7 protein-coding genes and 1 pseudogene are annotated in these 6,034 nt (G+C 67.4%); 4 read left to right on the top strand and 4 right to left on the bottom strand.

The window, feature by feature from the left end; genetic code table 11:
• Positions 1 to 453: pseudogene (locus V6M46_RS15255) on the bottom strand (immune inhibitor A domain-containing protein); the annotation flags it as partial.
• Between the two features lie 267 nt (positions 454 to 720).
• Between V6M46_RS15255 and V6M46_RS15250 the strand changes: the two are divergent.
• Both V6M46_RS15250 and cspE read left to right on the top strand, forming a co-directional pair.
• Positions 721 to 1,173: a CAP domain-containing protein gene (locus V6M46_RS15250; RefSeq protein ID WP_332666632.1), complete on the top strand. Its 453-nt coding sequence runs from the start codon at positions 721 to 723 to the stop codon at positions 1,171 to 1,173.
• A 213-nt stretch (positions 1,174 to 1,386) separates the two neighbouring features.
• Entirely contained in the window at positions 1,387 to 1,590 is a 204-nt protein-coding gene (gene cspE / locus V6M46_RS15245; RefSeq protein ID WP_056214575.1) for a transcription antiterminator/RNA stability regulator CspE, read from the top strand.
• 121 nt (positions 1,591 to 1,711) lie between these two features.
• Here the strand turns inward: cspE and V6M46_RS15240 are convergent, their stop codons facing one another.
• Both V6M46_RS15240 and V6M46_RS15235 read right to left on the bottom strand, forming a co-directional pair.
• Entirely contained in the window at positions 1,712 to 1,888 is a 177-nt protein-coding gene (locus V6M46_RS15240; RefSeq protein WP_332666630.1) for a hypothetical protein, read from the bottom strand.
• Between the two features lie 81 nt (positions 1,889 to 1,969).
• Positions 1,970 to 3,073: a PQQ-dependent sugar dehydrogenase gene (locus tag V6M46_RS15235; RefSeq protein WP_332666628.1), complete on the bottom strand. Its 1,104-nt coding sequence runs from the start codon at positions 3,071 to 3,073 to the stop codon at positions 1,970 to 1,972.
• A gap of 90 nt (positions 3,074 to 3,163) precedes the next feature.
• Here V6M46_RS15235 and V6M46_RS15230 point away from each other — a divergent pair, with 90 nt between their 5' ends.
• Both V6M46_RS15230 and V6M46_RS15225 read left to right on the top strand, forming a co-directional pair.
• On the top strand, positions 3,164 to 4,834 hold the full coding sequence (locus V6M46_RS15230) for a protein kinase domain-containing protein (protein ID WP_332666626.1): 1,671 nt from the start codon (positions 3,164 to 3,166) through the stop codon (positions 4,832 to 4,834).
• Between the two features lie 119 nt (positions 4,835 to 4,953).
• Positions 4,954 to 5,340, top strand: a complete 387-nt coding sequence (locus V6M46_RS15225) for a thioredoxin family protein (protein WP_332666625.1) — start codon at positions 4,954 to 4,956, stop codon at positions 5,338 to 5,340.
• Between the two features lies 1 nt (position 5,341).
• Here V6M46_RS15225 and V6M46_RS15220 read toward each other — a convergent pair.
• The coding region (locus V6M46_RS15220) for an MBL fold metallo-hydrolase (protein ID WP_332666623.1) at positions 5,342 to 6,034 on the bottom strand (693 nt) is incomplete at its 5' end.

The following is a 6,034-nucleotide window of genomic DNA, read 5'->3' as shown; positions in this document are numbered from 1 at the left end:
CGTCGGCCCGGGGGTGTCCGGATCGGTGTCGACGTCGGGATAGTCGGGGTGACGCTGGTTGCCGAACTCCGCCAGGATCACGAAGATCTTGTCGGCGCGCTCCTGCGAGAGCTCGACGTACTGATCCTGCTGGCTGCTCCCGGCGCCGGCCTTGAGCTTGCGGCCCTCCAGGTTCGCTGCGCGAGCGGCGTCGGCCGGGCTCGTGCCCCTGCCGACCTTGACCACGGTGCTGCCGTCCTTCTCGACGGGCTCGAGGTCACCGTTGAGCACGCCGGTGATGGCCGACTCGCGGAGGGCGCGTCGCTTGTCCTCCAGCGGGTTGGGCAGCTCGTCCTGAGTGCTGGTGGAGCGGTCGCTGCCGGCGACCGGCGGTGCGGCTGATGCGGAGCCCGGAGCGACATATGCCGTTCCGAGCGCTGCCGCGAGTGTGAGGCCGACGAGGCCTGAGGTCACACGTTTCACTGTTCCCCCTGTTTCCCATTTCGGTGAGCAGCCGGGCGGTTTGCCCGGCCTGCTGTGCGTACGCCCTCGTGAGGCGTGCGCGGCGCAACGGGGCTCAACTTAGGGAATTTTCAGAGTGAAAGGCAGTCTTGACTTTGGTTCACGATGACTATACGGAACTAGTTCCTTGGAACTATGACTCCAAAACGTCACCGTCTTCGACGTTTGTGCCACCCAGTCACGCCGCGTGTTTTATGGTGTGGGTGGGAGGGAGAACCCATGAAGAAAATTCTGAGCCCGCGCGTTCTTGCGGGGTCATTGATGGTGATGTTGATCCTGACGTTCACACCGGCATCCGCGGTGACGTCGACGACGTACGAGTACGACGTCATCAAGTGGACCAACGTCAGCCGAGTCAACTACGGCAAGGTCCCCGTGAAGGCCCACTCGTGTGTCGACCGATATGCCGAGAGGCACGCGGCCTGGCTCGCCAGCAACCGCGTGCTCAAGCACCAGAATCTGCGAACGATTCTGAACGCGTGCGACCTTTCGAGCGTGTCGGAGAACATCGCGTACGGGTTCTCGACGGGCGGTCGTGTCGTCAACGCCTGGATGAGATCACCGGGACACAAGGCCAACTTGCTCAGCAGCAACAAGCGCTATATCGGCGTCGGTGCTGTTCAGGACAAGTACGGCCGCTGGTGGGTGTCGCAGGTGTTCGGCCGCAAGTAGCCGCGTTTCCGGGTGGTGAATTTTTCGATTCACCACCCGGAAGGCTTTCCCTTTGGGGTTCGCTGTGCCCTAGGCTTGTCGCCAGTTGCACGACGTTGGGCCGTAAGAATGAATGAGTTCCTCTCGGGGTGTCTAGTTCTTCTCGAAGGTTGGATGTACGTCGCGACACTCATTCGCGAAGGTCGTGAATGAACTCGCCAAGAGGAGTTAGACATGGCAACAGGAACCGTCAAGTGGTTCAACGCTGACAAGGGCTTCGGATTCATCGCCCCCGACGACGGCAGCGAGGACGTGTTCGCGCACTTCAGCGCCATCCAGTCCAGCGGCTACCGCTCGCTCAACGAGAACCAGAAGGTCGAGTTCGACGTCGAGCAGGGCCAGAAGGGCCTCCAGGCCGCGAATATCCGGCCCCTCTAAGTAGGCCGAACGGCTCGGGTGAGCCGTGGGGCCGGCTTGCCGCCCGCTGTAGGTAGCAGCTCATCGGCTGACGAAAGCCCCCGGAGCATCGCTCCGGGGGCTTTCGCATGTCTGCTGCAGGTCAGAGGTGTCCGCACTCGTCCCACGCATGGCGGCCGAACTCCGCGCTGGGCGCGGTCTCGAGATAGCTCACGTCGGTGTCGGGCTCGGCATGCCGTCGCGCCAGCCGGTGGGCCGGGAAGCGGGCCGAGGCCTCGGCGATCTGCGCCGAGTCGATGTCGAACGTGGACTCGTCCATGTGCTCTCCTCTGATCACGGCCGTCGACATGAGGTTATCCTCACGTTTGGCGGTGGCGTAACCCTTACCGATCGGTAGGTTTCACAGGGTCACGCGGAAGATGCGGTCGTCGTTCTTCCGCGGGTCGCCGCGGCCGTCGGTGTTGCTGGTCCCGACCCACAGTGCGCCGTCCGGCGCCGTCACGACGGTGCGGATCCGGCCGTGTTCGCCGCCGAAGTACGCCCTGGGCTTGCCGACCTCCTGGCCGTCGAGGCGTACGCCGAAGAGGCACTCCCCCTGCAGCGCGCCGAGGAACGCCGTCGACCGGGTGATCGCCAGGCCGGCCGGCGAGCACTCGTCGGTCCCCCAGGTGACCTTCGGGTTGACGAAGTCGCTGTTGTCCGACCTGCCCTCGGCCTCGGGCCAGCCGTAGTTCTTCCCGCGCTCGATGAGATTGAGCTCGTCCGCCGACCTCTCGCCGAACTCCGTCGCCCACAGCCGGCCGTCAGTGTCGAACGCGAGCCCCTCGATGTTGCGATGACCGTACGACCAGGTGTGGTTGTCGAACGGGTTGTCGGGTGCGGCCTTGCCGTCCTGGGTGATGCGCAGGATCTTGCCGTTGAGGGATCCCTTGTCCTGGGACAGTGCGCCGTCGCCGGCATCGCCGGTCGACACGAACAGGTTGCCCTCGCCGTCGAACAGGATGCGGCCGCCGTGGTGGCGGGACCCGATCGCGATGCCGGTGAGGATCGGCTCCTGCTCCCCCAGCGAGTCGCCGTCGAGCGTCAGGCGTACGACCCGGTTGTCCGAGTCGGTCGTGACGAACGCGAAGAGGGTCGACTCGTCATCGGGGGCCAGCGCGAGCCCCAACAGGCCGCCCTCTCCCCCGGGCCGGCCGGACGCGCCGTCGACATCGCCGACCTTCGTGACCTCGCCGGTCGTCGAGATGCGGACGATCGAGCCCTCGTCGCGCTGTGACACCAACGCGTCGCCACCCGCGAGGAACACGATCTCCCACGGCACGTTGAGCCCGGTCGCGACGGTCGAGGCAATTCTGGGATTGACACCGGCCGACGTTCGTGTGGTGGTCGGCGTGGGGGTCGATGGCGTGCGTGTGGGACCAGGCTTCTCGTCCTCGCCGCCGCACCCGATCAGCGTCACGGCGCCGATCGCTGCGAATCCGGTCAACAGGGTTCGGCGCTCCATGGAACGATCATGCCCCCCGCAGCCCAATCGCGACAGTCAGTCCGCCGACCTCGACATGAGATCTGCCCACCCGGCGATTAATCTGGAGAGATGCCCTCCCTGCTCGGCGGTCGTTATCGCCTCGACAAGCTCATTGGTGGCGGTGGCATGGGCGAGGTCTGGCAAGCACACGACGAGATCCTCGACCGCTCCGTCGCGGTCAAGATCATCCGACCGCACCTGGCGGACGACGAGAACGTACGTGCGCGGCTCCGGGTCGAGGCCCAGCTGGCCGGCAAGCTGCACCACCCCGGGATCGTCGACGTGTTCGACTACGGCGAGGACCAGGAGGACGGCAAGACGGTGCCGTTCCTGGTGATGCCGATCATCGACGGCGCACCGTTGTCGGCGCTGCTGGCCGAGCGCGGATCGCTCTCGACGGGCGAGACCATGGCCATCGTGGCCGAGATCGCGGCGGCCCTCCACGTCGCCCACGAGGCCGGGATCGTGCACCGCGACCTCAAGCCCGGCAACATCCTGGTCACTCCCGACGGGCGGGTCATGCTCGTCGACTTCGGCATCGCCCACGCGGCCGGCGGGGAGCCGCTGACACAGACCGGAGCGCTGATCGGCACGGCGGACTTCCTGAGCCCCGAGCAGGCTTCGGGCCGTTCGGCGACGGGCGCCTCGGACCTCTACTCCCTCGGCGTCGTGGCCTACACCTGCCTGAGCGGCAATCTGCCGTTCCACCGGGACAGCGACATCGCGACGGCCCTGGCGCACATCCAGAGCGAGCTGCCGACCCTGCCGACGACAGTGCCCGAGGAGGCTGCGGCGCTGGTCAACCAGCTGCTGGCCAAGGATCCGAGCGATCGACCGGCGTCGGGCACGGCCGTCGCGCATCAAGCCGCTGCGCTTGCCACCTCGGTGCCATCGCCTCCCGGTCACGCCCCGGTCCTCGCCGGCGCGCCGACCATGCCGCACGCCGCCGCGTCGCCGGGCAGCACACTGCCCGGCATCGTCGAACGTCCGGTGAGCGTCGGCGCCCACGACGCCGATGACCCGGGGACCATGGTGGACAACGGCTTCCCTGCGGGGGGCAGCGTCGTCGCGGCCGAGCACAGCCGGCGCGGACGCGCACGGAGGCGCGGGGTGTTGTTCAGCTCAGTCGTGCTCGCCATCGTCGCCGCCGCGCTCGGCTGGCTGCTGCTGGGCAGCGGCGCCGACGCCGTGACCGTACCCAACGTCGAGGGCAAGTCCCAGCGCGCCGCCACGACGCTGCTCGAGTCCGCCGGTCTCGAGGTCAAGGTGCGCGAGGTCAACGTCGCCAACGCCAAAGCCGGAGAGGTCGTGCGCCAGACCCCCGCCGCGGGCACCGAGGTCGACAAGGACAGCGTCGTCACGCTCTCGGTCGCGACCGGCCGCGTACGCCTACCGGTCGACAAGCTCATCGGGGCGACGTATGACGAGGCCGCTGCCGAGCTCGACAAGCTCGGGCTCGAGTCCAAGGCCGCGTTCGCCGTCTCGGACAAGACAGCGGGCACCGTCATCGCGGTCGACCCGGCCACCACGGCCAAGATCGGCTCGACCGTGACGCTCACGGTGGCGTACGTACCCGAGCAGGGGCAGGGGAACGGCAAGGGCAACAAGGACGACGAGAAGCAGGACAAGGAGCAGAAGGACGAGGAGAAGTCCGGCAGTGACAGCGGGAGCGGCGAGACGACCCCCACGCCGTCGCCGACGACGACATCCCCGAGCACCGAGCCGGCGCCGAGCCCCTGAGGGTCCCGAAGCGTCAGCCAGGTGGGGTGAACCGCGCTCACGTTCGCGAACCGGCGGGAATGCCCAGCATCGACGTACCGTTGAACAATGCGTACCGAGTTTTCCTATGAGAGGCAGTCATGAGCACGGTCACCCTGACCAAGGACACCATCGACGACGTCATCGGCGCTGAGGGCATCACCCTCGTCGACTGGTGGGCCGAGTGGTGCGGTCCCTGCAAGCAGTTCGGCCCCGTCTTCGAGGCCGCGAGCGAGCAGCACACCGACGTCGTCTTCGGCAAGATCGACACCGAGGACCAGCGCGAGCTTGCGGCCGCCGCCCAGATCACGTCGATCCCGACGCTGATGGCGTTCCGCGACGGCATCCTCGTCTTCTCGCAGCCCGGCGCGCTCCCGGCGGCCGGACTCGAGCAGATCATAACGGCGGTCAAGGACCTCGACATGGACGACGTACGTCGCCAGATCGCCGCCCAGGAAGCCGACGCTCCCGAGGCCCGGCAGGCCTGAGTCAGGCTTCGACCACGGTCGAGCCGCCGGGATCGACCCAGGTGACGCGGTCGGCGTACGGCGAGCCGGCCAGCACGCGCTCGGCGTCGGCCCGGCCCTGCTGGAAGTGCGACCAGCCCTCGTAGTGCACGGGTACGACGGCCGACGGCTTGACGATGTCGAGCAGCTCGGCGCCCTGCTTGGCATCCATCGAGTAGCGCAACCACCCGGTGAGGTAGCGGAATCGCACCGAGCCGAGGTGCATCAGCATCGTGCCGATGTCGAGGTGGGACGCCACGTCGCGCAAGCCCTGGTGGAGAACCGTGTCACCGGTCATCCAGAACGCCCCGTGCTCCTGGCCGGCCCACTCCAGCGCGAAGCCGACGACCGGGCCCGTGATCGGGTTGAGGGCGACCGGGCCGTGCTGGCACGGGGTCGCAGTGATCGTGATCGGCTCCTTGCCGGGCGCCTCAAGGGTCCACTTGTCCCCCGGGGCGAGGCCGATAGCGCCCCCGCCGAGCTTCGCCGCGGCCTTCTTCGTCGTCAGGACAGTGCCGAGCTTCGGCAACATCGAGCGGCCGGTCGGATCGAAGTTGTCGGCATGGTGGTGATGGCTGACCAGCACCGCATCGATCGAGCCGAGGTCGGCGGGATCGATCGAGGGACCGGCCAGCTTGCTGGACATCGTGCCCCACCCGAAGAAGTAGCGCTTGCC

This window comes from Aeromicrobium sp., from assembly GCF_036676885.1.
Lineage (GTDB): Bacteria > Actinomycetota > Actinomycetes > Propionibacteriales > Nocardioidaceae > Aeromicrobium.
This window is presented reverse-complemented; position numbering and strand designations above follow the sequence as displayed.

Coding starts and splice junctions, on each gene's coding strand:
- V6M46_RS15240 (WP_332666630.1), bottom strand. CDS start 1,888: ATGGACGAGTCCACGTTCGACATCGACTCGGCGCAGATCGCCGAGGCC.
- V6M46_RS15230 (WP_332666626.1), top strand. CDS start 3,164: ATGCCCTCCCTGCTCGGCGGTCGTTATCGCCTCGACAAGCTCATTGGT.
- cspE (WP_056214575.1), top strand. CDS start 1,387: ATGGCAACAGGAACCGTCAAGTGGTTCAACGCTGACAAGGGCTTCGGA.
- V6M46_RS15250 (WP_332666632.1), top strand. CDS start 721: ATGAAGAAAATTCTGAGCCCGCGCGTTCTTGCGGGGTCATTGATGGTG.
- V6M46_RS15235 (WP_332666628.1), bottom strand. CDS start 3,073: ATGGAGCGCCGAACCCTGTTGACCGGATTCGCAGCGATCGGCGCCGTG.
- V6M46_RS15225 (WP_332666625.1), top strand. CDS start 4,954: ATGAGCACGGTCACCCTGACCAAGGACACCATCGACGACGTCATCGGC.